This is a genomic window from Blastococcus sp. SYSU DS0619, assembly GCF_054051035.1.
The window spans coordinates 19,199-42,196 of record NZ_JBJHAM010000022.1 but is presented as its reverse complement, the minus strand read 5'-3'; the positions used below and the strand labels follow the sequence as shown (position 1 = coordinate 42,196).

23 protein-coding genes and 1 riboswitch are annotated in these 22,998 nt (G+C 74.4%); of the genes, 13 read left to right on the top strand and 10 right to left on the bottom strand.

All coding sequences use genetic code 11. The features are described 5' to 3' along the window. Window positions 1–51: 51 nt before the first annotated feature. Window positions 52–693, bottom strand: coding sequence for an FMN reductase (locus ACI79T_RS18400; protein ID WP_456611543.1), 642 nt, complete (start codon window positions 691–693; stop codon window positions 52–54). After that, a complete protein-coding gene (locus tag ACI79T_RS18395) occupies window positions 690–1,835 on the bottom strand; it encodes an LLM class flavin-dependent oxidoreductase (RefSeq protein WP_456611542.1) in 1,146 nt (381 codons plus the stop codon). The genes ACI79T_RS18400 and ACI79T_RS18395 overlap by 4 nt, the downstream gene beginning before the upstream one ends. 253 nt (window positions 1,836–2,088) lie before the next feature. Between ACI79T_RS18395 and ACI79T_RS18390 the strand changes: the two genes are divergently transcribed. The 3 genes from ACI79T_RS18390 to ACI79T_RS18380 all read left to right on the top strand — a co-directional run bounded on the left by ACI79T_RS18390 (window position 2,089) and on the right by ACI79T_RS18380 (window position 4,635). After that, window positions 2,089–3,075, top strand: coding sequence for a DivIVA domain-containing protein (locus tag ACI79T_RS18390; RefSeq protein WP_456611541.1), 987 nt, complete (start codon window positions 2,089–2,091; stop codon window positions 3,073–3,075). A 100-nt stretch (window positions 3,076–3,175) separates the two neighbouring features. Beyond that, window positions 3,176–3,688: a universal stress protein gene (locus tag ACI79T_RS18385; protein ID WP_456611540.1), complete on the top strand. Its 513-nt coding sequence runs from the start codon at window positions 3,176–3,178 to the stop codon at window positions 3,686–3,688. Window positions 3,689–3,714: 26 nt separating this feature from the next. Then, window positions 3,715–4,635, top strand: coding sequence for an SMP-30/gluconolactonase/LRE family protein (locus ACI79T_RS18380; RefSeq protein ID WP_456611539.1), 921 nt, complete (start codon window positions 3,715–3,717; stop codon window positions 4,633–4,635). A gap of 76 nt (window positions 4,636–4,711) precedes the next feature. Here ACI79T_RS18380 and ACI79T_RS18375 read toward each other — a convergent pair whose 3' ends face one another. Further along, the gene (locus ACI79T_RS18375) at window positions 4,712–5,365 is read right to left on the bottom strand and encodes a TetR/AcrR family transcriptional regulator (RefSeq protein ID WP_456611538.1); all 654 of its coding nucleotides are present in this window, start codon (window positions 5,363–5,365) and stop codon (window positions 4,712–4,714) included. A 147-nt stretch (window positions 5,366–5,512) separates the two neighbouring features. Between ACI79T_RS18375 and ACI79T_RS18370 the strand changes: the two genes are divergently transcribed. The 7 genes from ACI79T_RS18370 (at window position 5,513) to ACI79T_RS18340 (ending at window position 12,222) form a co-directional block, all read left to right on the top strand. Continuing rightward, complete coding sequence (locus tag ACI79T_RS18370) at window positions 5,513–7,015, top strand: flavin-containing monooxygenase (protein WP_456611537.1); 1,503 nt, start codon at window positions 5,513–5,515, stop codon at window positions 7,013–7,015. Beyond that, on the top strand, window positions 7,015–7,854 hold the full coding sequence (locus ACI79T_RS18365) for an SDR family NAD(P)-dependent oxidoreductase (RefSeq protein ID WP_456611536.1): 840 nt from the start codon (window positions 7,015–7,017) through the stop codon (window positions 7,852–7,854). The genes ACI79T_RS18370 and ACI79T_RS18365 overlap by 1 nt, the downstream gene beginning before the upstream one ends. Before the next feature lie 41 nt (window positions 7,855–7,895). Further along, window positions 7,896–8,909: a GNAT family N-acetyltransferase gene (locus ACI79T_RS18360; RefSeq protein ID WP_456611535.1), complete on the top strand. Its 1,014-nt coding sequence runs from the start codon at window positions 7,896–7,898 to the stop codon at window positions 8,907–8,909. A 62-nt stretch (window positions 8,910–8,971) separates the two neighbouring features. Beyond that, window positions 8,972–9,628 carry a class I SAM-dependent methyltransferase gene (locus ACI79T_RS18355; protein ID WP_456611534.1) on the top strand — a complete coding sequence of 219 codons (657 nt, stop codon included), beginning with the start codon at window positions 8,972–8,974 and terminating at the stop codon, window positions 9,626–9,628. A 129-nt stretch (window positions 9,629–9,757) separates the two neighbouring features. After that, window positions 9,758–9,904, top strand: a riboswitch (cyclic di-AMP (ydaO/yuaA leader). A gap of 187 nt (window positions 9,905–10,091) precedes the next feature. Then, window positions 10,092–10,931, top strand: a complete 840-nt coding sequence (locus tag ACI79T_RS18350; protein WP_456611533.1) for an aggregation-promoting factor C-terminal-like domain-containing protein — start codon at window positions 10,092–10,094, stop codon at window positions 10,929–10,931. Window positions 10,932–11,095: 164 nt separating this feature from the next. Beyond that, the gene (locus tag ACI79T_RS18345) at window positions 11,096–11,470 is read left to right on the top strand and encodes an ArsR/SmtB family transcription factor (protein ID WP_456611559.1); all 375 of its coding nucleotides are present in this window, start codon (window positions 11,096–11,098) and stop codon (window positions 11,468–11,470) included. Next, window positions 11,467–12,222 (top strand): cation diffusion facilitator family transporter, encoded by a 756-nt coding sequence (locus tag ACI79T_RS18340; protein ID WP_456611532.1) that lies wholly within the window; start codon window positions 11,467–11,469, stop codon window positions 12,220–12,222. The genes ACI79T_RS18345 and ACI79T_RS18340 overlap by 4 nt, the downstream gene beginning before the upstream one ends. 45 nt (window positions 12,223–12,267) lie before the next feature. Here ACI79T_RS18340 and ACI79T_RS18335 read toward each other — a convergent pair whose 3' ends face one another. Then, window positions 12,268–13,452, bottom strand: coding sequence for a glycoside hydrolase family 3 N-terminal domain-containing protein (locus ACI79T_RS18335; protein WP_456611531.1), 1,185 nt, complete (start codon window positions 13,450–13,452; stop codon window positions 12,268–12,270). Between the two features lie 241 nt (window positions 13,453–13,693). Between ACI79T_RS18335 and ACI79T_RS18330 the strand changes: the two genes are divergently transcribed. After that, window positions 13,694–14,077: a hypothetical protein gene (locus ACI79T_RS18330; protein ID WP_456611530.1), complete on the top strand. Its 384-nt coding sequence runs from the start codon at window positions 13,694–13,696 to the stop codon at window positions 14,075–14,077. A gap of 3 nt (window positions 14,078–14,080) precedes the next feature. Here the strand turns inward: ACI79T_RS18330 and ACI79T_RS18325 are convergent, their stop codons facing one another. The 6 genes from ACI79T_RS18325 to ACI79T_RS18300 all read right to left on the bottom strand — a co-directional run bounded on the left by ACI79T_RS18325 (window position 14,081) and on the right by ACI79T_RS18300 (window position 19,766). Further along, a complete protein-coding gene (locus tag ACI79T_RS18325; protein ID WP_456611529.1) occupies window positions 14,081–14,764 on the bottom strand; it encodes a sulfite exporter TauE/SafE family protein in 684 nt (227 codons plus the stop codon). A gap of 50 nt (window positions 14,765–14,814) precedes the next feature. After that, complete coding sequence (locus tag ACI79T_RS18320; protein WP_456611528.1) at window positions 14,815–15,249, bottom strand: hypothetical protein; 435 nt, start codon at window positions 15,247–15,249, stop codon at window positions 14,815–14,817. A gap of 182 nt (window positions 15,250–15,431) precedes the next feature. Beyond that, the gene (locus ACI79T_RS18315; protein ID WP_456611527.1) at window positions 15,432–16,151 is read right to left on the bottom strand and encodes an ANTAR domain-containing protein; all 720 of its coding nucleotides are present in this window, start codon (window positions 16,149–16,151) and stop codon (window positions 15,432–15,434) included. Between the two features lie 192 nt (window positions 16,152–16,343). Next, window positions 16,344–16,718, bottom strand: a complete 375-nt coding sequence (locus tag ACI79T_RS18310) for an STAS domain-containing protein (protein ID WP_456611526.1) — start codon at window positions 16,716–16,718, stop codon at window positions 16,344–16,346. Between the two features lie 49 nt (window positions 16,719–16,767). Next, on the bottom strand, window positions 16,768–18,180 hold the full coding sequence (gene pntB, locus ACI79T_RS18305) for a Re/Si-specific NAD(P)(+) transhydrogenase subunit beta (protein ID WP_456611525.1): 1,413 nt from the start codon (window positions 18,178–18,180) through the stop codon (window positions 16,768–16,770). Then, the gene (locus ACI79T_RS18300) at window positions 18,177–19,766 is read right to left on the bottom strand and encodes a Re/Si-specific NAD(P)(+) transhydrogenase subunit alpha (RefSeq protein ID WP_456611524.1); all 1,590 of its coding nucleotides are present in this window, start codon (window positions 19,764–19,766) and stop codon (window positions 18,177–18,179) included. Before ACI79T_RS18300 ends, pntB begins: the two co-directional genes overlap by 4 nt. Window positions 19,767–20,069: 303 nt before the next feature. Between ACI79T_RS18300 and ACI79T_RS18295 the strand changes: the two genes are divergently transcribed. Both ACI79T_RS18295 and ACI79T_RS18290 read left to right on the top strand, forming a co-directional pair. Continuing rightward, window positions 20,070–22,145 (top strand): putative bifunctional diguanylate cyclase/phosphodiesterase, encoded by a 2,076-nt coding sequence (locus ACI79T_RS18295; RefSeq protein WP_456611523.1) that lies wholly within the window; start codon window positions 20,070–20,072, stop codon window positions 22,143–22,145. Further along, entirely contained in the window at window positions 22,142–22,975 is an 834-nt protein-coding gene (locus tag ACI79T_RS18290) for an HDOD domain-containing protein (protein WP_456611522.1), read from the top strand. Before ACI79T_RS18295 ends, ACI79T_RS18290 begins: the two co-directional genes overlap by 4 nt. Window positions 22,976–22,998 lie beyond the last annotated feature (23 nt).

Sequence of the window (22,998 nt, the reverse complement as noted above, 5' to 3'; positions counted from 1 at the left end):
GTTCGTGCGCACCTCGCCGCGGCGACATGGGCACGAACCGCCCGGGGGGCGTCAGGCGCCGGGGCCGCCCAGCAGGTCCTCGAAGGACGTGACCGGGTCGGCGAACGGATCCGCCGGTGCGGCCGGCGGCCGCCCGGCCACCAGGTCGGCGAGCTCCCCGGCGGCCCGGCGCACCCGGCCGGTGAGGGCCGGGCCGCCGGCGTCGCCGCCGGCCCAGTCCTCCGACGCGGCGAAGACCGCCGTGGGGGCCACCGTCGCGCGCAGGTAGGCGAACAGCGGCCGCATGGCGTGCTCCAGCGCCAGCGAGTGCCGGGGGGTGCCCGCGGTCGCACCGAGGAGCACCGGCTTCCCGGTCAGGGCGTCCTTGTCCAGGACGTCGAAGAACGTCTTGAACAACCCGCTGTAGGACGCCGAGAAGATCGGCGTCACCGCGATGAGCCCGTCGGCCCCGACCACCGTGTCCACGGAGCGCCGCAGCGCCTCCCCGGCGAAGCCGGTGACCAGGTTGTCGGCGAGATCGCGGGCGTGCTGCCGCAGCTCCACCACCTCGACGGTCGTGGTCACGCCCCGCTCGCGCAGCGCGTCGACCGTCGCCGTCGTCAGCCGGTCGGCCAGCAGCCGGGTGGACGACGGGACGGCCAGCCCGGCGCTGACGACGGCGATCGTTCTGGTGCTCCCGGCCCGCGTGCTCATCGCGCTGCCGCCTCCGCCGTCCGCCCGGTCACGCTGTCGCCCGCCGCGGGGACCGCGGTGGCCTTCGGGCCGCCGGACGCGGCCACCCGCGCGGCGTGCGTGGGGGCCTCGGGCACGTGCGCCGGCTTGAGCGCCGCGAACTCGCGGCGCAGCACCGGGACGACCTCTTCGCCCAGGATGTCCAGCTGCTCGAGCACCGTCTTCAGCGGCAGCCCGGCGTGGTCGATGAGGAACAGCTGCCGCTGGTAGTCGCCGACGTAGTCGCGGAAGCCCAGGGTCCGCTCGATGACCTGCTGCGGCGAGCCGACGGTCAGCGGGGTCTCCCGGCTGAAGTCCTCCAGCGAGGGGCCGTGGCCGTAGACCGGCGCGTTGTCGAAGTACGGGCGGAACTCCCGGACGGCGTCCTGGCTGTTCTTCCGCATGAACACCTGGCCGCCGAGGCCGACGATCGCCTGGTCGGCGGCGCCGTGGCCGTAGTGCGCGTAGCGGCGGCGGTAGAACTCCACCATCCGCTGGGTGTGCTCGGCCGGCCAGAAGATGTGGTTGTGGAAGAAGCCGTCGCCGTAGTAGGCCGCCTGCTCGGCGATCTGCGGGGAGCGGATCGAGCCGTGCCAGACGAACGGCGGCACCCCGTCGAGCGGACGCGGGGTCGACGTGAAGCCCTGCAGCGGCGTGCGGAACTTGCCCTGCCAGTCGACGACGTCCTCGGTCCACAGCCGGCGCAGCAGCGCGTAGTTCTCGACGGCGAGGTCGATGCCGTTGCGGATGTCCTGCCCGAACCAGGGGTAGACCGGACCGGTGTTGCCGCGGCCCATCATCAGGTCGACCCGGCCGTCGGCCAGGTGCTGGAGCATCGCGTAGTCCTCGGCGATCTTCACCGGGTCGTTGGTGGTGATCAGCGTCGTCGACGTCGACAGCTGCAACGTCGATGTCCGGGCCGCGATCCACGCCAGCGTGGTGGTGGGGGAGGAGGAGAAGAACGGCGGGTTGTGGTGCTCACCGAGGGCGAAGACGTCGAGCCCCACCTCCTCGGCCTTCTGCGCGATGGCCAGCACCGCCTTGAGCCGCTCGGCCTCGGTCGGCGTGCGCCCGGTCGTGGGGTCGGTGGTGACGTCGCTGACGGTGAAGACGCCGAACTGCATCTCGATCTCCGCATCTGGTTGAGAGTGCAATTATCTCTGCCCGGTCAACGCGCCGCACCCCGTGGCTATGCCCGGCCGGTCCGAAGGGGTGGGTCCGCCGCTGCCGGCAGCGCGCTGTAGTCGGTCGGCCACACCGCGGCGTGACATCGCCGGGGGGTCCGCGACACGGGTCACGGACCCGTCACGGTGGCCCGCGCGCCGGACGGCGCTCTGGCAGATTCCGCCTCACCTACTTCCCAGGGGGGCCATCCGGATGCTCCGGCACGTCGAGTTCGTCGCCAATCGTGTCCAGGACGAGGGGGTGCCGCCGGAGGGGCCCGAGGCCCGGGCTCCACGGCCGGAGGTGCCCGAGGCCGGGGCTCCGCGCCCGGCGGGTGCCCTGGAGACGCTGCTGGACCACCGGCCGGCGTTCCGCGGTGCGCTGCGCGGCTACGACCGGGTGGAGGTGGACAACTACGTCGCCTGGGCCGAGGGCGAGCTCGGCGCGGCGCAGCGCGAGCGGGAGCACCTGCTCGACCGGGTGGTCGCCTGCGGGACGGAGCTCGAGATCTCCCGGCGGCTGCTCGCCGAGCAGCCCGTCGGCCGCGAGCGGCCGGGGGTCAGCGCCCGCGTCGGGGAGGTGCTGCGGCTCGCCGAGAACCAGGCGGCCCAGGTGCTCGAGGCCGCCGAGGCGGATGCGGCGCAGATCCTCGCCGACGCCCGGCTCGAGGCCGACGCCCGGCTGCGCAAGGCGCACGAGATCAAGGAGCTGGCGATCGACGTCGCCGACCAGCTCCGGGTGAGTGCGCAGCGGGACCGGGCCGACGGGGCCGCCGTGCTGGAGAAGGCGCAGGCCGAGGCGGCCGAGCTGCTCCGGGTCGCCGCGGCCGAGCGCGACCGCGCGGCCGCCGAGGCGGCGGCGGAGCGCGACCGGCTGGCTGCCGAGGCCGCCGCGGAGCGGGCGGCCCTTGCTGCCGAGGCCGCCGCGGAGCGGGAGGCGCTGGCCGCGGCGGCCGCCGCCGAGCTCGAGCAGGCCGCCGCGCAGGCGCAGCGGGACCGCGAGTCCGCCGACGACCTCGCCGGCGCCCAGCTGGCCGCCGTCCGCGCGGAGGTCGACGACCTCTGCCGCCAGCGCGACCAGGCCCGCGAGTCGCTGCGGTGCCTCACCGACCGGATCGGTGCGGCGCTCCAGGCGGTCGGCGTTCCGCCGGCCGACGAGCTCGCACTGCTGGGGGCCCGGTCGGAGCCCGTCTCGGGCTGACGGCGCGCCGGTCGCCGCCGGTGACGTGCGAATCGGCGGGTGATGAGAGGCTCACCGGGACGGTGGTCGCACCGGCAGGCGGCAACGAGGAGGGACAGCGGTGAACGAGGTCCGTGAGGTCGTTCAGGTCGAGGGTGGCGTCGTGGTCGGGCACGACGGCTCCAAGTGCGCCCAGGAGGCGCTCCGCTGGGCTGCGCGGCTGGCCCACCGGGCCGACGTCGACCTGCACGTGGTGCGCGCCTGGTCGATGACCACCGCCCCGCAGCCCAGCACCTGGGAGCCCGGCTACGTGCCGCCGCTGACCGACTGGGAGCAGGCCGTGCTGGACGAGCTGACCGCGCACGTCGCCGCGGCCGGGCTGGACCCCGCCGTCCGGCTCACCTGCCACGTCGTCCACCGGCCGCCGGTGCCGGCGATGCTCGCCGCAGCCGAGGGCGCCCACCTGCTGGTCGTCGGTGCGCGTGGCCGCGGCGGCTTCGCCGGCCTGCTGCTGGGCTCGGTCAGCGACCAGCTGGTGCACCACGCGGCCTGCCCGGTCACCGTGGTGCGCGCCGGCGTCGGCGGCCGCGACTTCACGACCGCCGAGGCCGGCTCCGCCGTCGTCGGGGAGTGACCGCCGGCGGGAGCGGGGGGACCGGCGTGCGCGACTTCGGTGGGACGACGGTGGTGCCGGTCGGCGAGGGGCCCGAGGACGTCGTGGTCGACGGGGCGGGGCGGGTGTACACCGGCCTGGCCGACGGTCGCATCGTGCGCGTCGCCGGGACGACCGGCGCGGTCGAGACGGTGGCGGACGTGCCGGGCCGGCCGCTGGGTCTGGAACTCCTCGGCAGCGGCGAGCTGCTGGTCTGCGCCTCCGACGCCGGCCTGCTGGCCGTCTCGCTCGTCGACGGCGCCGTGCGGACGCTGGTCGACCGGGTCGACGGGGTCCGCCTGGCGGCGGTGAACAACGCCGCCGTCGCCGCCGACGGGACGATCTACTTCACCGACTCCTCGCAGCGGTTCCGCATCCCGGAGTGGCGGGCCGACCTGGTCCGTCGGACCGCCAGCGGCCGGCTGTTCCGGCGGACGCCCGACGGCGCGGTGACCGAGCTGCTCGGCGGCCTGGAGTTCGCCAACGGGGTGGCCCTGGCCGCCGACGAGTCGTGGGTGGCGGTCGCCGAGACCGGTGCGGCGCGGGTGCGCCGGGTGTGGCTCACCGGCGCGCGGGCCGGCACGGCGGAGGTCTTCGTCGACGACCTCCCCGGTCACCCGGACAACATCGCGCTCGGTTCGGACGGCCTGGTGTGGATCACGCTGCCGAGCCCCCGCGTCGCCGCGCTGGCCGCCATCCACCGGCTGCCCGCACCGCTGCGCGCGCTGCTGAGCAGGCTGCCCGCGAGCCTGCAGCCCCGCCCCGGCCGGACGCTGGGGGTCCTGGCGGTCGACGACAGCGGGGCGACGGTGCACCGGCTCAGCGGGGAGATCCCCGGGTTCGAGATGCTCACCGGTGTCCGCGAGGCCGGGGGGCGGTTGTGGTTCGGCAGCCTCACCGGCAGCACCCTGGCGACCGTGACCCTCTGAGGCCGTGACCCTCTGAGGCCCTGACCCTCTGAGGCCCTGAACCTCTGAGGCCCTGGCGTCGTGCCGCGCGCCGGTCTCAGTCGGGGGTCGCGGCGCCGTAGACGGCCGACAGCCAGATGCCGAGCAAGACGTCGACCACGTCGTCCTCGGCGATCGCGGGCCCGTCCCCGCTGAAGGTCGCGTACAGCACCCGCTCGTTCATCGACGTGAGGGCGACGGCGAGGTCGCGGGACGGCAACCCCGCCGGAGCGGCTCCGCGCGCCCGCTCGGCGTCGATCGCGGTCGCGCACTGCTGCACCCAGCGCTCGAACACCGCCGACCACAGCGCCCGGACCTCGTCGCTGGTGGAGCGGGCCTGCGCCCAGGCGACGGTGAGCGCGCGGTGCGCGCGGAACGTGTCGTAGTAGGCGCCGATGGCGCGTGCCCAGCCGTCCCGCGCACCGGTCGCGGGCGAGCCGAACACCGCGCGCATCGCCGTGTCGGCCTCGGCGACGACGCGGTCGAGCAGCGACAGCAGGACGGCGTCCTTGGACGAGAAGTAGAAGTAGAAGGTGGGGCGGGAGATCCCCGCGCCGCGCGCCAGGTCGTCGACCGAGATCGCCGCCAGCGGCCGCTCGGCCAGGAGCCGCTCCGCGGTGCTGAGGATCGCCAGCTCGCGGTCGTCACCGGAGGGGCGGGGCGGCCGCCGGCCACGCCCGGTGCTGGGGAGATCATCCGCGGCAGCCGACACGGCACGCAGACTAACCGTTCCCGTCCGTGACCCGACACCCCGTTGACTCGTTCGACAGTGCGTCGATAGCGTCCTGGGCGGCGCCGCCCCGCGACGGCGTCGTCCAGTCCCGGCCCCGGCCGGACGAGCGAAACCGGAGATGCGGCCATGCAGATCGAGCACGTGGACGTCCTGGTCGTGGGCGCCGGCCTCTCCGGCATCGGCGCCGCCTGCCACCTGGAGAAGGACCGGCCGGGCACCAGCTACCTGGTGCTGGAGTCCCGCGCCGCCCTGGGTGGTACCTGGGACCTGTTCCGCTACCCGGGGATCCGGTCGGACTCCGACATGTTCACCCTCGGCTACTCCTTCCGCCCGTGGGACGAGGCGAAGTCGATCGCCGACGGCCCGGCCATCCGCCGCTACATCGAGGACACCGCGCGCGAGTACGGCGTCACCGACAAGATCCGCTACCACCACCGGGTGCTGTCGGCCGAGTGGTCGACGGCGGAGAGCCGGTGGACAGTCACCGCCGAGCGCACCGACACCGGCGGGACGGTTCAGCTCACCTGCTCCTGGCTCTCGGTCTGCTCCGGCTACTACCGCTACGACGAGGGCTTCCGCCCCTCCTTCCCGGGCGAGGAGCGCTTCGGGGGCCGGCTGGTGCACCCCCAGCACTGGCCCGACGACCTCGACGTCACCGGCAAGAAGGTGGTGGTCATCGGCAGCGGCGCCACCGCCGTCACCCTCGTGCCGAACCTCGCCGAGCAGGCCGAGCACGTGACGATGCTGCAGCGCACGCCGAGCTACATCATGTCGCTGCCCAGCCGCGACCCCCTGGCGCAGTGGCTGCGCGCCCGGCTACCGGCCCGGGCCGCCTATCCGATCGTCCGCTGGAAGAACGTGCTCACCAGCACCGCGCTCTACCAGCTGAGCCGCCGCCGGCCGGCGATGGTGCGGAAGCTGATCCGCCGGCTCACCGAGAAGCAGCTGCCGGCCGGGTTCGCCGTCAGCACGCACTTCAACCCGCCGTACGACCCGTGGGACCAGCGGCTCTGCCTCGTCCCGGACGGCGACCTGTTCCGCACCCTGCGCGAGGGGAAGGCCTCGATCGCCACCGACCGGATCGCCACCTTCACCGAGGACGGCATCGAGCTGGAGTCGGGGGAGCACCTGTCCGCCGACGTCGTGGTCGCCGCGACCGGGCTCAACCTGCTCCCGGCGGGCGGGATGACGCTTGCGGTGGACGGGGAGCGGGTCGAGCTGCCGGAGACGGTCTCCTACAAGGGGATGATGCTGTCGGGCGTCCCCAACTTCTCGATGGTCATCGGCTACACGAACGCCTCCTGGACGCTCAAGGCGGACCTGGTCAACGGCTACGTCTGCCGCCTGCTCGACCACCTGGACGCGCACGGCTACGCGTCGGCGACCCCGGTCGCCCCGCCGGAGGGTGCCGACGCGCCGTTCCTCGACCTCGCGGCCGGCTACGTGCAGCGCAGCCTCGCCGGCCTGCCCAAGCAGGGCGGCCGCGCGCCGTGGCGGCTGCACCAGAACTACCTGCGCGACGTCGCGCTGATGCGCCGCGGCCCGCTGGAGGACGAGGGCATGACCTTCCAGCCGCGGCCGCCGGCCGGCGCCGGGGCCCACGCCGCTGCCGAGCGGACGGTGGCGTGATGGGTCCCTACGCGTTCGCCGGCGGGACGGCGGTCGTCACCGGTGCGGCCAGCGGCATCGGCGAGGCACTGGCGGGGCAGCTGGCCGGCCGCGGCAGCCACCTGGTGCTGCTGGACCGGGACGCCGAACGGCTGGCGGCGGTGGCCGGGCGGATCCGCGCCGACCACCCGGGGCTGCGGGTCGCCACCCACGTCGTCGACCTCGCCGACGACGCGGCGACCGCCCGGGTGGCCGAGGCCCTGGTGGCCGAGCACCCGGAGACGACGCTGCTGGTCAACAACGCGGGCGTGGCGCTCGGCGGGCGCTTCGACCAGGTCACCCTCGAGGAGTTCGAGTGGGTGATGGCGATCAACGTGCGCGCCGTCGTCCGGCTCACGCACACCCTGCTGCCGGTGCTCAAGACGCACGCCGGTGCGCACGTGGTCAACGTGTCCAGCGTCTTCGGCATCTTCGCCCCGGCCGGTCAGGCCGCCTACGCGGCCAGCAAGTTCGCCGTGCGGGGGTTCAGCGAGGCGCTGCGGCACGAGCTGGCCGAGGACGGCATCGGCGTCACCGTGGTGCACCCCGGCGGCATCCGGACGCGGATCGCCGAGACCGCCCGGACCGGCTCGGGCGTCTCGCCGGCGGAGTACGAGGAGGGGCGCAAGCAGTTCGCCAAGCTGCTCCGGATGCCGCCGGAGGACGCCGCCGCGCAGATCGTCGCCGCCATCGAGCGACGCCGTCCGCGGCTGCTCATCGGCTGGACCGCGAAGGTCCCCGACGTGCTGGTGCGGCTGCTGCCGGGGACCTACTGGCGGCTGATCGCCCGCCGGGCGGCGCCGGCGAAGCCTCCGGGCTGACCGCCGGAAATCCGCTTGCGGCGGGCGGTAGAACTCCGGAGGTGAGCGCCGCCACCTGCCGCATCGTCGACCTCGGACCCGAGGACGACCTGTTCCCGGCGTGGTGCGAGGTCTGGGCGGCGACCCAGCGGGCCGACCGGCCCGAGGACCCGCCGCGCCCGGCGCGGGACCACGTCGCGCTGGGCCGCGAGCTGGTGGGGCCGGGCGGCTCCCGCGGCGGCGCGCACCGCGCAGCCGTGGTCGACGGCGCCGTCGTCGGGGCGCTCCGCGTGATCCTCCCGAGCAGGGACAACCCGACCGTCGCGATCCTCGACGTCGCGGTGCACCCCGGCTCCCGCCGTCGCGGGCTGGGCAGCGCGCTGCTGGCGTCCGGCCGGGCGCTCGCCGCGGACCACGGACGCACCGTCCTGATCGCCGAGGTCGACGAGCCGTCTCCGGGAACGCCGGGACGCGTGTTCGCCGAGGCGCACGGCTGGGCCTGCGATCTGGTCGAGACCCGGCGCGACCTCCTGCTGCCGCCCGACGAGCAGCGGCTCGCGGCGCTGGAGGCCGGGGCGGTGGAGGCCGGCCGCGGGTACGAGGTCGTGACCTGGCGCGACCGGACCCCGGACGCGCTGCTCGACGACCGGGCGCTGCTGGAGCGGCGGATGACGACCGACGCCCCGCACGGCGACCTGCCGGTCGAGGAGGAGCAGTGGGACGGCGTGCGGATCCGCGAGTACGAGCGGTCGCACGTCGCCCGGGGGCGTGCGGTGCTCTCCGCCGGGGCGGTGACCCGGGACGGCCGGCTGATCGCATTCACGGACCTGCAGATCCCGCTGGCGCAGCCCGCGCGCGCCTCGCAGGGCGGGACGCTGGTCCTCCGCGAGCACCGCGGGCACCGGCTCGGCGCCCGGGTGAAGGCGGCCGTGCTGCGGGACCTGGCGGAGGCGTTCCCCGAGGTGCGCCGGATCAGCACCTACAACTCCGAGCGCAACACCCCCATGGTGGCGGTCAACGAGGCGCTCGGGTTCCGTCCCGCCGGCCGGCTGTCCTCCTGGTCGGCCCGGCTCTGAGCAGTCCGGCTCCGAGCAGCCCGGCCCGCGCCGCCGCAGTCCCGGTGCGGTTGACTGCCGGGGTGGACCATCCCGTTCCCGCGGAGTTCGTCCGCGCCCACACCCGCCCGGTGCGGCCCGACCTGGTGCCCGAGGTCGAGCTGCTGGTCGCCGCCGACGTCGTCGCCCTCTGGGAGGCGATGCAGACCGAGCACGGGCGCACCTCCACCGAACCGCCGTTCTGGGCGGCGGCCTGGCCGGGCGGCCAGGCGCTCGCGCGCTACGTGCTCGACCACCCGGAGCTGGTGGCCGGGCGCGCGGTGCTCGACCTGGGCGCCGGCAGCGGCCTGGTGTCCGTGGCGGCGGTGCGCGCCGGGGCGAGCTCCGTGCTCGCCAGCGACGTCGACCCGTACGCGCTCACCGCCGTGACCGTGAACGCCGAGCGGAACGGGGCACCGGGGATCACGCCGGTGGGCGACGTGCTGGGGGACGGGCCGCCGGACGTGGCGGTGATCCTCGCCGGGGACGTCTGCTACGACCGCGAGATGACCGACCGGGTGCTGCCCTTCCTCGAGGCCGCCCGCGCCCGCGGGGTCGAGGTGCTGGTCGGGGACCCCGGCCGCGTCTACCTGCCGGAGGACCGGCTGACCGCGCTGGCGGTGTACGACGTCCCCGACACCGAGCCGTCGCCCACGCAGCCCACGGCGGTGCGCCGGACGACCGTCTGGCAGCTGCCCTGAGCTCCGCGAGACGACTTCCACACGGTAGTTCCCCCAGAGGGATTGTCACGAACGAATAACGGTGGTTACCGTGGGCCAGCCCGGCCGGTCGTTCTCTCCCCATCCGGGGAGGTCCGCCGGGCGCCGCCGAGTCGCCCGCTGCCATCGCGCCGCGGGTGAGCCGGGGACCCACCGCAGCACTGGGGTGAATCGCGCGCCGAGCACGTCGGCGCGGGTAGGGCGACTTCCACGCCCGAATCCGTCAGCTAACTCGGTAGGCGGCACGACGGAAGAAACGGAGAGCCGCCGCATGGCGAGCCTGCGGGCCCACCTTGCACGGAACCGCAGCCGGTACGGAGCCTCGCGCGCGCCTTCCCCGCGCTGAGCGCCCGGGCGTCCCGCCCTGCACCCGCTGCCACTCGACCACCCCTGCAGCTGTCCGCCGCGGACCCGCTGTGCCCTGCCCCTGGAGCAGTCCCACCCCATGAACCTTCGCGCCACCTCGATCACCCGCGCCCTGCGCCCCACGTCCGTCCGTCGCCCGGCGCTCCTGCTGGCGGTCGTCGCCGCCGGTGCCCTGGTCGTCAACGTCGTCGTCGCCAACGAGCCCGAGGCCCACGCCAAGGCGCAGCCGGTCTCGGTCAGCGTCGCCGCCCAGCTGGGCATCCCCGCCGAGGCGCCGCCGGCCGACGCCGTCGAGTCGGCCGTCGACTCCCTCGCCCCGCTCGCGGCCAGCCGCAGCGAGCGCGTGGCCGAGCAGGCCGCGGCCGCCGAGGCCCGGGCTGCCGCCGAGCAGGCCGAGCTCGACCGCCGTGCCGCCGAGGAGGCCGCCCGCATCGAGGCGGAGGAGGCCGCCCGCCGTGCCGCCGAGGAGGCGGCCCGCGCCGAGGCCGCCCGTATCGAGGCCGCCCGCGTCGAGGCCGCCCGCGCCGCCGAGGCGCAGGCCGCGGCCGCCGCCCCCCGTCGGACCACCAGCGCCCCGGCCGCCCCCGCCGCTCCGGCGGCCCCCGCGCCGGCCGCAGCCGCCGCACCGGCCGGGTCGTTCAAGGGGTACGCGATGCAGAAGGTGGGTGGCTCCGGCAGCGAGTTCACCTGCCTGGAGAACCTGTGGGGCAAGGAGAGCGGCTGGAACCCCAACGCGCAGAACCCCCGCAGCACCGCCTACGGCATCGCCCAGTTCCTCGACTCGACGTGGGCCGGGACGGGCATCGCCAAGACCTCCGACGGCTACCGGCAGATCGACGCCGGGCTGATCTACATCAACAACCGCTACGGCTCGCCGTGCGGCGCCTGGAGCCACTCCCAGTCGACCGGCTGGTACTGAGGCCGCACCGGGTGGACGACCCGGTGCGCCGCTAGCGCTCAGCAGGACGGACGAGGCCCCACCCGTGCAGGGTGGGGCCTCGTCCGTTCGGCGTCCGCCCGGTGCACTCGACGGCGTCGCATACCCCACGGGCGGCTGGCCGGCGATAGCATCGCTGCGTGACGATGACATCGAGCGCGAACGCGACTGCCGACGTCCCGGTCAGCGAGGTGGCGGCCCTGTCCGCGGCGGCGTGCATGTTCCGCAGTCTCGGCGACCCGGCGCGGCTGGCGATCCTGCGCCACCTCGTGCTCGGCGAGCACAAGGTCGTGGACCTGACCGACCACCTCGGACTGGCCCAGTCCACCGTGTCCGCGCACCTTGCCTGCCTGCGCGACTGCGGCCTGATCGCCTCCCGGCCACAGGGCAGGGCGTCGATGTGGTCGCTGTCCACCGCACCCGAACTGCTCGACCTGCTGGGTGCGGCCGAGCGGCTGCTGGCCGCTACCGGCGACGCCGTCTCCCTGTGCCCCACCTACGGAGAGGCCGCGGAGCAGTGAGCACGGTCCACGCGCGGCCCAGCGCCGAGGAGGCCAGGCATCTCGGACGCCGGGCGCAACTGCTGGCCGGGGCGTCGGTCACCTACAACGTGATCGAGGCGGTCATCGCCGTCAGCGCCGGCATCGCCGCCGGATCGGTCGCGCTGATCGGCTTCGGCCTGGACTCCGTCGTCGAGGTCTCCAGCGGCCTGATCATCCTGTGGCAGTTCCGCCACCGGCTCCCCGAGTCGCGGGAGCGACAGGCGCTCCGGCTGATGGCGCTCTCGTTCTTCGCCCTCGCCGGCTACGTGACGTTCGAGTCGATCCGCGCCCTGCTCTTCGGCGGGGACCCCGACGCATCGCCGGTCGGTATCGGCCTGGCGGCCGCGTCGCTGGTCATCATGCCCTTCCTGTCCTGGGCGCAGCGCCGCACCGGCCGCGCGCTCGGCTCCCAGGCGGTCGTCGCCGACTCCACGCAGACGCTGCTGTGCACCTACCTGTCCGCCGTGCTGCTGGTCGGGCTGGTCCTCAACGCGACCCTGGGCTGGGGCTGGGCCGACCCGATCGCCGGACTGGTCATCGCCGCCGTCGCCTTCCGCGAAGGCCTCGAGGCGTGGCGCGGGGAAGCCTGTGGCTGCGGTCCGGTGGTCCCGGGCGGGTCCGACGGAGACACCTGCGGGTGCGGCGACGGTTGCACCGACGCCTGCTGCACGCCGTCCAACGCCGTGCCCGCTCCCCAGACCGTCCAGATCACCGCCCGCCAGCAGGACTGACGCGCCGTCCCGCCGGCCGGGCGCGACCGGGACCAGCACGTGCCGTCAGCCGAGGAGGCCGGCCTCGGCCTTGGCGGTCAGGGCGGTGCGGACGGCGGCGTCGACCGTGGCGGCGAAGGCCGGGTCGACGTCCGCCCGGGCCAGGACGGCGTCGACCATCTCGGGCACCAGCGTGCCGTCGACGCTGAGCACCAGGGTGCCGCCGGCCGCCAGGAAGCGCACCGCGCGCTCGCCCGGGGCGATGTCGCGCATGGCGGCGGCGTTCGCGACGTCGTCGGTGATGACCACGCCGTCGAAGCCCAGCTCCCCGCGGAGCAGGTCGGTGACGACGGCGCGGGAGAAGACGGCCTGGCTGTCCGGGTCGATGCGCGGGTAGGTCGCCGAGGAGACCATCACGAACGGGTCGGCCGAGGTGTGGGCCAGGGCCGCGGCGAAGGCGCTCACCTGCTCGTCGCCGGCCGCGGTCACCGGGTCGACCACGCCGTCGCTGGTGTCGGTGTTCTGCCGGACCCGCCCCAGGCCGGGGAAGTGCTTGAGCGTCGGCGTCACGCCGTGGGCGCCCAGCCCGTCGGCGACCGCGGCGGCGTCCACGGCCACCTCGGGGCCGGTGCCGCCGTACTGCCGCTGGAAGAAGCCGATCGGCTCGTTCCCGGCCTCGGTCCCCGGGGGGACGACGTCGGCGACCGGTGCGAGGTCGAGGTTGAGCCCCGCGGAGCTCAGCGAGGCGCCGAGCTCCTCGGCCAGGGCCGCGAGCTGGTCGGCCGGGAGCTGTCCCTGCTCGACGGCGGACGGCAGGAGGGTGAAGCCGTCGCCGCGGAGCGTCTGGACCTGGCCGCCCTCCTGGTCGACGGCGATCCACAGGTCCGTCGGCCCCGGGGCCGCGTCCTGCCAGCCGGCCGTCGTGGCGGCGAGCTCGCCGGCGGCCGTGGATGAGCGGCCGGCGAGGAAGACCCCGCCGACGCCCTGCTCGACGAGGGGCGCGCCGGCGGCGAGGTCGTCGAGCGGTACCCCGGCGACGAACAGCTGGGCCACCTGCGCCCGGCGGTCCATGGCGTCCAGCGCGGCCGCCACCGTCGGCACCGGACGATCGGCCGGGGAGGAGGGAACCGGTGCGGGCAGCTCCGTGGTGGAGGAGACCGGATCGATCGCCACCGCGGTGCAGCCGGTCAGGAGGGCGCAGGCGACGGCGGCGCGGGCGAACGACCGCGAACGGGGGAGCCGGTGGGGCACGGGTCTCCTCGGCGCCCGGGACGGGCGCGGTGGACGGCGGGACCGGCCGAGTCTCGCCCGGTCCGGCCGGCGGCCCGGGAACGCCGTGTGGTGTCGGAGGGCGCCGGTGGCCGCTGCGGCTGGTGGGGTGATCGGGGGTCCCGGCCGCGGCGTGACCGCGCCGCGGATCGCCGCTTCGGCTCGCCCCCGGCGACGGCGCGCCCCCTAAGGTCGGAGCAGGACCACAGCCGGAGGGGGAGCGATGACCGAGGGCGAGGACAGCCGGCCGGCCGCCGCGCAGGGCGGGATCGTCGGGCGGTCCATCGACGAGTTCGTCAACCAGCTGCGCGGGTTCAGCGACCGTGCCCGGAACCTGGCCGGCGCTGTGCCGGGCAGGTTGTCGCTGCCGGCGCTGCCCAGTCCGCCCGGCGCGATGTCGGCCGCCCAGGTGCGGGCCATCGCCGAGGTCGTCGGCGCCCAGCGGCAGTCGATCGCGGCGATGACCGCCCAGCTCCAGGCCTTCGACCAGCAGCTCGCCGTCCTCGAGAAGATCCTCGACCCGCTGGTCGAGTGGAGCTCCAGCTGGGCGCGGCTGGAGGAGGCGGTCGGCGACTTCGTCCGCCGGGAGCCGCCGGCCGAGGGCTGACGGTCAGCCGGCCAGCGACCTGACCAGCAGCGCGGCACCGGAGACCACGCACAGGATCAGCGCCGCGCGGCGCATGGCCGGCAGGGCGAGCCTGCGCCGGAGCGGTCCGGCGGCGACGAATCCGAGCAGCACGAACGGCACCAGGACCGCACCGGAGACCAGGCCGCTGCCCGCCAGCTCGCCGCCGGCCACGAGCACGCCCAGGGAGAGCACCGTCGTCCCGACGAAGAACAGTGACAGGTTGGCCCGCTGGGCGGCGGGCGAGGGCGCCCGGTAGGTGACCACCAGCGGGGGACCCGGCGTCGCCGCGACCGTCGACAGCGTGCCCGAGGCGAAGCCCGCGACCGTCAGCGCACGCCGACTCCCGGGCAGCCGCACCCCGGCGAGCGCCGCCCCGCAGGCGCCCAGCACCACGACGGCGACCGTTATGCCCAACAACCGCACACCCATCGTCTGGACCAGCCAGAGCCCCGCAGCAGCACCCGGGACCGAGGCGAGCATCGCTCCGCGCATGGCGGCGAACTCCAGCGCAGCCCGCTCCCGCCACAGCACCGGCAGCAGGGAGGCGAGCGTCCCCACCAGCAGCGGTCCCGGCACGAGCGCGGGCTGGACGAGCAGCACCAGGGGCCCGGCCAGCAGGCCGAAGCCCATGCCGGTCGCCGTCTGCACGACCGACGCCAGGAGCACCGCCAGGCCGCAGGCGAGCAGGGCGAGCGGGTCGGCGACCAGCTCCGCGCTCAGTAGCCGTCGTCCTCGTCTCCCGGGGGACGGCGGCGGAGCAGGCCGGTCACCGAACCCACCCGGTTCTGCGCCTGCCGGAGACCGGAGATCAGCGGCATCAGGTCGTCGTGGATGCGGCGCAGGGTGTCGGGCACGGTGTCGACGGCCGGGTCGTCCAGCACCCGGCCGACCCGCTCGAGGCCGGGGCGCAGCGCGCGGACCGGCTCCTCCAGCTCCTCGACCAGGCCCTCCAGCCGTTCGGCGATCCGCTGCGCGGAGGCGATCGTCTCCCGCGCGGACGTGGTGGCCGTGGTCAGCTCGCGGACGGTGGCGTTGAGGTCGGCCAGGGTGCGGGGCAGCTGCGCCAGCGCCTCGGTCTGCGTCTGCAGCAGGGCGATCAGCTCGCCGAACCCGGGGATGCGGGGGATGCCGAGACCGCGGAAGGGATCCACCGGGAAACCGTGGGGGACCGCGACGCGCAGCGCAACCCGGCACGCCCGGGGCGACCCAGCGGCCGTCGCTTCGACCGCTGGATCTGGGCCCCCGGGGACCGCCGGCTGTCCTGGCGACCGTGCCGCCGGGGGTGCCCACTCCGGGCGGCCCGCACTCCTCACCGCGGCACGTGGTGCGCCGGTCAGTCGGGTCGGAGTTCTCCGGTGAGCACGAACCGCGCAGCGACGTCCCGCAGCTTGGTGTTGGTCTCCATCGAGACCCCGGCCAGCAGCCGGAAGGCCTGGTCGGGGGTCAGCTTGTGCCGCTCCATGAGGATGCCCTTGGCCTGGTCGATGACCGCCCGGTGCTCCAACGCCGCCTGCAGGTGCTCGGCCCGCTCCACGGCGGTCTCGTAGAGGTACATGTTCGACACCGGCCCGACCGCGTAGGCGGCCAGCCGGGCGACCAGATCCCGGGTGCGGTCCCCGGCGATGGAGAAGTCCCGGGCGTAGACGTTCAAGGCCCCGTGCACCCGCTCCTGGGCCGGAAAGGGGTGGGAGAGCAGGCTCTCGCATCCCTCGGCGACCGCTTCGGCGGCGAACGGCGCCCACCGCACGTCGGTGCGCATCTCGGGGATCGCGCTGGTGCGGCCGGTCGTCGCCGCCTCGAGGCACGGGCCCAGGCCCAGCCGGTACTGCGCCTCGTCCAGCCGGACGGCGAGGTCGCCGCTGGCCGCCACCGTGCTCGGCCGGCCGTCGGCGACGATCGTCACCGAGGCGATCGGCTGCCCGGGGAGGATGCGGGTGGCCAGCTCGGTGACCTTGTGCAGCACCGATTCGAGAGAATGCTCGGCGAACGAGAGCCGGGCCAGCTCGTCGAACGCCGGCTGGACGACAGCGGCATCGTCGTCAGGGGGTGTCACGCCTTGCACTCCGTGGGGATCCTGCACCGGACGAAGACGTGCCGGCGGGAAGGGAAGGGGCCCCGGTTGGTTCCAGGGACTCTTCGTGGCGGGTCTGGGCCCGGCCGCGCGCCAGCTGTATGACACGCAATGTCGCAGCGGACAGCATAGTCGGGCGGGAGTGCAGGACGCCGCCGAGGTCGGGAGCGGCGCTCACCCGGCCTCGGTGAACGAGACCGGCGCCCACTCGTCGAGCGCCAGCAGGTGCCACGCGCGCTGCACCAGGGGCGGGGCGTTCCGCAGCTCGACGTCGATCCCGCGCTCGGTGCGGGTGCGCGCCCAGCGGGCGATCGCCCGGCAGCCCGCGACGTCGGCGAAGCGGAGACCCGAGAGATCGAGGGCGCAGGTGCCGCCGTCCACCGGGGAGGCGGCCAGCACCCGGCCCAGCCGCTCGACGCCTAGCGCGTCGACGTCCCCGGTCAGCGCCACCCGGGGCCCGTCGACGACGGCCTGGAAGGACGGCGGGGACGGGGTGACGTCGTGCGCGCCGGCGACGGAACTGTCATTGAGCTGAACGTGAACGCGCATATGCAGACAGTAATGCCTTGCCACCGTGCGGGACAGGGTCGTCCGTCACTCACAACGCCTTGAGGATGTCCTCCACGCGCTCGCGGGCGTCGCCGAACAGCATGTCGGTGTTCTCCCGGAAGAACAGCGGGTTCTGGACGCCGGCGTACCCGGTGTTCATCGACCTCTTGAAGACGATCACCTTCTCGGCCTCCCACACCCGCAGCACCGGCATGCCGGCGATGGGGCTGGTCGGGTCCTCGGCGGCCGCCGGGTTCACGGTGTCGTTGGCGCCGATGACCAGGACGACGGTGGTGCCGGCGAGGTCGTCGTTGATCTCGTCCATCTCCAGGACGACGTCGTAGGGCACCTTGGCCTCGGCCAGCAGGACGTTCATGTGGCCCGGCAGGCGGCCGGCGACGGGGTGGATCCCGAACCGGACCTCGACGCCGCGCTCGGTCAGCTTGCGGGTCAGGTCGGCGACCGGCCCCTGTGCCTGGGCGACGGCCATGCCGTACCCGGGGGTGATGACGACGGACCTCGCCTCGCGCAGCAGGTCGGCGGTGTCGACGGCGGTGATCTCGGTGTGCTCGCCGTAGTCGACATCGGAGGAGGCGGCACTGCCCTCGTTGCCGAACCCGCCGGCGATGACCGAGACGAACGACCGGTTCATCGCCTTGCACATGATGTAGGACAGGTAGGCGCCGGAGGAGCCCACCAGCGCGCCGGTGATGATCAGCAGGTCGTTGCCCAGCAGGAAGCCGGAGGCGGCGGCCGCCCAGCCCGAGTAGCTGTTCAGCATCGAGACGACGACGGGCATGTCCCCGCCACCGATCGAGGCCACCAGGTGCCAGCCCAGGGCCAGCGCGATCACGGTGAGCACCGCCAGCACCGGCAGGTTCGGCTCGACCACGAACACGACGGTCAGCGCCACGAAGGCGGCGAGAGCGCCGAGGTTGAGCCAGTTCTTGCCCGGCAGCACCAGGGGGTTGCTCCTGATCCGCGCCGAGAGCTTGAGGAACGCCACGATCGAGCCGGTGAAGGTCACCGCGCCGATGAAGACGCCGATCGCCACCTCGCCGGAGTGGATGCCCAGCAGGTCGGCCGACACCTCGGTCTGGTTCTCCGGGTCGGCCTCGACCGTGAGGTAGCCGTTCCAGCCGACCAGCACGGCGGCGAGGCCGACGAAGCTGTGCAGGAGCGCGATCAGCTCGGGCATGCCGGTCATCTCGACCTGGGCCGCCCGCCACAGGCCGATCGCGGCCCCGATGACGACGGCCACCACCAGCAGGACCGCACCGGCGCCGGAGATGCCGTGGTCGATCGCCAGCCCGATGGTGGCGACCAGCGCGATGGCCATGCCGGCCATCCCGTAGGCGTTGCCGGCCTTGGCCGTCTCGTGCTTGGACAGGCCGGCCAGGCTGAGGATGAACAGCAGCGCGGCGACGATGTAGGCCGCGGACGCGGCACCGGTGGCGGTCATCGGGCGGCCGGGAGGGTCGGGCGGGCGGTCGCGCTCGGGCCGCGCGAGAACATGCCCAGCATGCGGCGGGTGACGGCGAAGCCGCCGAAGACGTTGATGCTCGCGACGAGGATCGCCACGAAGGCCAGCACGATCACCAGGGCGTCGTCGTGCCCGATCTGCAGCAGGGCGCCGACGACGATGATCCCGGAGATCGCGTTGGTGACGCTCATCAGCGGCGTGTGCAGCGCGTGGTGCACACCGCTGATGACGTAGAAGCCGACCACCACGGCGAGCGCGAACACGGTGAAGTGCTGGACGAGCTCGTTGGGGGAGAAGGCGGTGAGCAGGAACAGCGCGGCCGCGGCGGCGCCCACGAGGGCGAACCGTCGGGCCGGGGCGGGGGTCTTCACCGGCACCGCGGGGGCGGCCGCCGTCGCCCCGGCAGGCGGACCGGACGGGGCCGGCGGCGCGGCGGAGACCTGGACCGGTGGTGGTGGCCAGGTCTTCTCGCCGGCGCGCACGACCGTGATCGCCCGCTGCACGACGTCGTCGAAGTCGAGGACGAGCCGGCCGTCCTTGCCCGGTGTCAGGAGCTTGAGCAGGTTGACCAGGTTGGTGCCGTAGAGCTGGGAGGCCTGGGCGGGCAGGCGGGCGGGCAGGTCGGTGTACCCGATGATCGACACGCCGTTGGCGGTGACCACGACCTCGTCGGCCACCGACCCGGCGACGTTGCCGCCCTGGGCGGCGGCCATGTCCACGATCACCGATCCGGAGCGCATCGAGGCGACCATCTCCTCGGTGATCAGCCGGGGCGCGGGGCGGCCGGGGATGAGCGCGGTGGTGATGATGATGTCGACGTCGCGGGCCTGCTCGGCGTACATCTGGGCCGCGCGCCGGTTGAAGTCCTCGCCCATCTCCCGCGCGTAGCCGTCGGTGCTCACCTGTGCCTCGGCGGCGTCGGGCACCGCCACGTACTCACCGCCGAGCGACCGCACCTGCTCGGCCACCTCCGGGCGGACGTCGGTGGAGCGCACGATCGCGCCCAGGCTCGAGGCCGCGCCGATCGCCGCCAGCCCCGCGACGCCCGCGCCGGCGACGAGCACCTTGGCGGGGGGGACCTTGCCGGCGGCGGTCACCTGGCCGGTGAAGAACCGGCCGAACAGGTTCGCGGCCTCGATCACCGCCCGGTAGCCGGCGATGTTGGCCATCGAGGACAGCACGTCCATCGACTGCGCCCGGGAGATCCGCGGCACGGCGTCCATCGCCAGGACCGTGATCGGCCGGGCGGCCAGCGCCTCCACCAGCTCCGGGTTCAACGCGGGGGAGAGCAGGCTGATCAGCGTCGCGCCGTCGGCCAGCCGGCCGATCTCCGCCACCGCCGGGGCGTTGACCCGCAGCACCACCTCGGCGCCCCACGCCTCGTCGGCCGTGCCGATGCGCGCACCGGCCGCGGCGTAGGCGTCGTCCGGGAAGCTGCTGGCCACCCCGGCGCCGGTCTCGACGACGACGTCGTAGCCCAGCGCCACCAGCTGCGTCACCGTGGCCGGTGTCGCGGAGACCCGCGTCTCGCGGGGCCGCGTCTCGCGCGGGATTCCGATCTGCATCGTGGCGCTCCATTCCTCGGTGGGCAGGCCCCGTCGCCTGTCCGCCAGTGGGGTCGTGCGCGTGCTCGGTGGATCCGGAGGGATCTTGCCTGCTAACGCACGGTCGCGGCATGTGGCTGCGGGACTGTGAGGCAGAGCACGTGCGTCGAACGTGCGGAGAACGGTAGGTGACGTCCCCGTGCCGGGGGGCTCCCCCCAACGGGGTGCCCCGCCGCCGCCCGGGTGAAGAAGGCGCCACCCGGGCGCCGAAGAACTCCGTGGCGGGCCCAGACCTCGGCGCCTGCCCCAACCGAGGGGAGGACCGTGTCCGTCATCAGAGCTGACGCCGACGACGACCGGGTCCCGCCGGAGATCGTCGCCTCGGTCTTCTACAGCGCCACGGTCAGCGACAACCTCGCGCTGGTGGTCGCCGAGCTGGTCGCCGGCCGACCCCGCCTGAACTGGGGCAACGCCGGGGCCGTGGACCTGCTGGGCTACGGCCTGGACGACCTGCGCGCCCTGCCCGTCGAGCACCTCTTCCCGAGCCTCGGGGGCGGGGAGCTGAAGCTGCTGCTGCGCCGCGAGCGCACGGCCCGGATGACGCTGCCGGTGCGGACGGCCAGCGGCGCCACCGTCGAGGCGGTGGTCACGACGACGCCGTCACCCAGCGGCCGGATGTGGACCATCCGCATCCTCTCGACGACCAACGAGCAGGAGCGTGCCCTGCGGGCCACCGCGGACGCGCACGAGCGCCGCTTCTCCACGCTCACCGAGCGCTCGCCGGTGCCGACGCTGCTCTCCGAGCAGGGCATGCGGTTGGCGCACGTCAACGACGCCTTCTGCACCCTGGTGGGTCGCCGGGCCGAGCAGCTGCTCGGCACCGGCTGGATCGACACGGTGCACGAGGACGACCTGGACGCCGTCATCGAGCAGGTGACGGCGGCGCTCGGTGGCGAGGAGGTCGAGACCCAGGCCCGCCTGTTCCGCGACGACGGCACGGTCCGCACCACGGTCATCCGGTTCGCCCACCTGTTCACCCCCGGCGTGGGAGCCGGCTTCGTCGGCACCATCGAGGACATCACCGACCGGCTGGCCTTCGAGGCGCAGCTGGCGCACCAGGCCAACCACGACCCGCTGACCGGGCTGCCCAACCGGACGCTGCTGGCCCGGTACGTCGCGGAGCGCTTCACGCCGGGCGGCAGCGCCCTCGCCTGCCTGTTCCTGGACCTGGACAACTTCAAGGTGGTCAACGACTCGCTCGGCCACACCTCCGGCGACGAGCTGCTCACCGAGGTGGCCCGCCGGTTGCGGTCGGTCGTGCGCCCGGGGGACCTGGTCGCCCGGTTCGGCGGCGACGAGTTCGTCGTGGTCTGCGAGGACGTCGACCAGTCCGCAGCGGTGGCGCTCGCGGAGCGGATCTCCGTCGAGCTGGCGCAGCCGGTGCGGCTGGGTGGCGTGGACGTGCGCCCCCACGCGAGCGTCGGCGTCACCGTGCAGACGGCGGAGCACGCCGGCGCCGAGGAGCTGATCCGCGACTGCGACATCGCGATGTACCAGGCCAAGGCCGGCGGCAAGGGGCGGATCACCGTCCTGGACCAGCGGGCCCGCGAGGAGGCCCGCGACAAGCTGCGTCTGGTGGCCGACCTCCGGGACGCCGTCGAGCGGCGGGAGATCACGCTGCTCTACCAGCCGATCTTCAGCACCGGGACCGGCCGTCCGGTGGCCGTGGAGTCGCTGGCCCGCTGGATGCACCCCGAACGGGGCGCCATCAGCCCCGCGGTCTTCGTCCCGCTGGCCGAGGAGAGCGGGCTCATCGCCGGCCTGGGGCTGCTGGTCCTCGACGAGACCTGCCGTCAGCTGGCCGAGTGGCTGTCCCTCATGGGGCCGGCCGCACCGCCCCGGGCCAACGTCAACGTGTCGGCGCTGCAGCTCGACGCCAACCTGCCGGCCCACGTCGCCGACGCGCTCGCCCGGCACGGGCTGGACGCGTCCCGGATCTCCGTCGAGATCACCGAGTCCGCGCTCATGCAGGATCCCGACTCCGCCCGCGTGATCCTGCACCAGCTGCGCGACCTCGGCGTCGAGCTCGCCATCGACGACTTCGGCACCGGCTACTCCTCCCTGGCCTACCTCCGGCACCTGCCGGTGGACTGCCTGAAGGTGGACCGGTCGTTCGTGGCCGAGCTGGCGCACGGCCACACCGAGATCGCCTCCGCCGTCATCGCGCTGGCCCGCAGCCTCAACCTGAGCACGGTCGCGGAGGGGGTCGAGACCCCCGAGCAGGCGGCCGCGCTGGCCCGCCTGGGGGCCACGTACCTGCAGGGGTTCAGCCTGAGCCAACCCATGACCGGGGAGCAGACCGCTGCCTGGTTCGCGTCCTCCGGAGAGTGCACCCGATGACCGTGACCCCGCTACCGGCCCGCGAGGTCGTCCCGGTCTTCGACCTGGAGAAGGTGCTCGCCAGCATCGACACGATGGCGGCCCAGCGCCCGGTCGCGGCGCAGATCGTCTCGGTCGCCAACTCCGACGACACCAGTGCCAAGGCGCTGTCGCGGATCCTCGCCTCCGACGTCGCCCTGGCCGGCCGGGTCATGAAGCTGGCCAACTCCGCCTACTTCGGCATGCGGGGGAGGGTCACCTCCCTGCAGTTCGCCGTCACCGTCGTCGGGTTCACCACCGTGCGCACGATGGCGACCGTCGCCCTGACCGAGCTCGACGACGAGTCGCGGCTGCCGGAGAACTTCTGGGACCTGACGACCAGCCTGGCGCTGGCCTCGTCCACGCTGGCCCCACGCTTCGGCGAGCGGCCGCAGGACGCGCTCTGCGTCGGGCTGCTCGCGCAGCTGGGTGCCGCGCTGCTGCACCACGACGACCCCGAGGGCTACGGCGAGCTGGTCACCGAGCACGCCGACTTCACCGCTCGGCGCACCGCCGAGCTGCGCCGCTACGGCATCAACAGCGTCCGGCTGACCGCCGTGGCGCTCGAGCAGTGGGGCTTCCCGCACACCATGACCGGGCGGCTCAACCAGATCGACGACTTCACCTCGGTCGAGGGTGGGCTGCTGCGCGGTGCTTTCGAGGTCGCCGCCCGGCTGACGCTCGAGGACTACGACACGGTGCCGATCGTGCGGCTCACCTGCGGCCGGTTGCGCGAGGACGACCTGGTGCCGGTGCTCGACTCGGTGCGGGCGGACGCCGACGAGCTGCGCCGGGCGATGCTGGGCGACTGACGGGGGGACACCGCCGCGCCGGC